The organism is Novosphingobium sp. MMS21-SN21R (genome assembly GCF_031846015.1).
In the GTDB taxonomy this organism is placed as follows: Bacteria; Pseudomonadota; Alphaproteobacteria; order Sphingomonadales; family Sphingomonadaceae; genus Novosphingobium.
On record NZ_JAVRDU010000001.1, the window covers coordinates 2,750,001 to 2,752,500 of the forward strand.

Below are 2,500 nucleotides of genomic sequence, written 5' to 3' on the forward strand. Positions count from 1 at the left end.
AGCGCCCTATTCAGACTCGCTTTCGCTGCGCCTACACCTAACGGCTTAAGCTTGCTTGGTAGACTAAGTCACTGACCCATTATGCAAGAGGTACGCTGTCACCCCCTAAAGAGGCTCCAACTGATTGTAAGCATTCGGTTTCAGGTACTGTTTCACTCCCCTCATCGGGGTGCTTTTCACCTTTCCCTCACGGTACTGGTTCGCTATCGGTCACATACGAGTATTTAGGCTTGGAGGGTGGTCCCCCCATGTTCAGACAGGATTTCACGTGTCCCGCCCTACTCGAGTCCTCATCCATCACTTTCGCATACGGGGCTGTCACCCGCTATGGCCTGCCTTTCCAGACAGTTCTGCTAGTTGAAGATGAGGCACTGGCCTGGTCCGCGTTCGCTCGCCACTACTAACGGAATCTCGGTTGATGTCTTTTCCTCCAGGTACTGAGATGTTTCAGTTCCCCGGGTTCGCTTCACCAAGGCTATTTTATTCACCTCGGTGATACCTTATCCACCTCACTCATTATTCGATCGCTCGAACAACGAGAGAAATGGTGAAGGTGGGTTTCCCCATTCGGAAATCGCCGGATCAAAGCCTGCTCACGGCTCCCCGACGCTTATCGCAGCGTGCCACGTCCTTCATCGCCTGTATGTGCCAAGGCATCCACCAAATGCTCTTACCTCACGCTTGAGAATCCACACCATCAACGACAACCTTGCATGAGCCGCGTTGTTTCCAGGCGTGGACGATAATCTCAGCCAGATTGTTACATCTGTAAGTGACACATCAATCCGCACGACACAGAAAACCTTGCGGTCCTGCACCACGCAAACCAATGCACCACGGCATCGATTAAAAACCCATTCACAATGTCAAAGAAGCAGCAGGATCACTCCCGCCTTACCGGCCTTACAGCCGGATACCTATGTCTTCATCCCTGGAGTTCGTATTTGGCTATACGCTGCCTCGCCTCACGGTGAGCTATCCCACCACCCGATGCCGCAAAGCGGCAAAGATGGTGGAGCCTATCGGGATCGAACCGATGACCCCCTGCTTGCAAAGCAGGTGCTCTCCCAGCTGAGCTAAGGCCCCGTAAAGGGTAAACCAAAACAAATGCTGCGCCTCGCTACGCCGTCAGTCGCGGCAAAGCCGCGCCCTATGGCGCAGCCTTTCCGCGCTGGCCGATCTTGTCGCTCGTGCAATCAGCTTCGCTAACTGCTGCGGCGACTGCGATTTGGTGGGCCGAGCAAGAGTTGAACTTGCGACCTCACGCTTATCAGGCGTGCGCTCTAACCACCTGAGCTACCGGCCCCACCTCGCCCTCACAGGGCCATAAGGCCGCGGGCGGCGTGAGCCTGCTCAGGCTGATGCCAATCAGGCGCAATCCGTAAACGGACGCGCCAGTGGCATTCTCCAGTGATGAAGGGACATGAGGACGACGGCAATGTTCTGTAGAAGGATTGGAAGCCCTTCTGCCTACAAGAAGCAGCGCTTTCCGATCGATCCTTAGAAAGGAGGTGATCCAGCCGCAGGTTCCCCTACGGCTACCTTGTTACGACTTCACCCCAGTCGCTAAGCCCACCGTGGTCGCCTGCCTCTCATTGCTGAGTTAGCGCAACGCCTTCGGGTGAACCCAACTCCCATGGTGTGACGGGCGGTGTGTACAAGGCCTGGGAACGTATTCACCGCGGCATGCTGATCCGCGATTACTAGCGATTCCGCCTTCATGCTCTCGAGTTGCAGAGAACAATCCGAACTGAGACGGCTTTTGGAGATTAGCTCACACTCGCGTGCTTGCTGCCCACTGTCACCGCCATTGTAGCACGTGTGTAGCCCAGCGTGTAAGGGCCATGAGGACTTGACGTCATCCCCACCTTCCTCCGGCTTATCACCGGCGGTTTCCTTAGAGTGCCCAACTTAATGATGGCAACTAAGGACGAGGGTTGCGCTCGTTGCGGGACTTAACCCAACATCTCACGACACGAGCTGACGACAGCCATGCAGCACCTGTCACCGCGTCCCCGAAGGGAACTCCAAATCTCTCTGGATAGCGCGGGATGTCAAACGCTGGTAAGGTTCTGCGCGTTGCTTCGAATTAAACCACATGCTCCACCGCTTGTGCAGGCCCCCGTCAATTCCTTTGAGTTTTAATCTTGCGACCGTACTCCCCAGGCGGATAACTTAATGCGTTAGCTGCGCCACCCAAACACCAAGTGTCCGGACAGCTAGTTATCATCGTTTACGGCGTGGACTACCAGGGTATCTAATCCTGTTTGCTCCCCACGCTTTCGTACCTCAGCGTCAATACTTGTCCAGTCAGTCGCCTTCGCCACTGGTGTTCTTCCGAATATCTACGAATTTCACCTCTACACTCGGAATTCCACTGACCTCTCCAAGATTCTAGTTATCTAGTTTCAAAGGCCGTTCCGGGGTTGAGCCCCGGGCTTTCACCTCTGACTTGAATAACCGCCTACGCACGCTTTACGCCCAGTAATTCCGAACAACG

2 tRNA genes and 2 rRNA genes (2 of these 4 only partly in view) are annotated in these 2,500 nt (G+C 54.9%); all 4 read right to left on the reverse strand.

The features are described from left to right. Positions 1-684, reverse strand: a 23S ribosomal RNA gene (locus tag RM192_RS13225) (it extends 2,111 nt beyond the left edge of the window). Positions 685-1,010: 326 nt separating this feature from the next. Beyond that, positions 1,011-1,086, reverse strand: a tRNA-Ala gene (locus RM192_RS13230). Between the two features lie 143 nt (positions 1,087-1,229). Next, a tRNA-Ile gene (locus RM192_RS13235) sits at positions 1,230-1,306 on the reverse strand. A 198-nt stretch (positions 1,307-1,504) separates the two neighbouring features. Then, positions 1,505-2,500: ribosomal RNA gene (locus RM192_RS13240) — 16S ribosomal RNA — on the reverse strand (it continues 491 nt past the right edge of the window). The 16S and 23S rRNA genes sit together here with 2 tRNA genes alongside, the layout of an rRNA operon.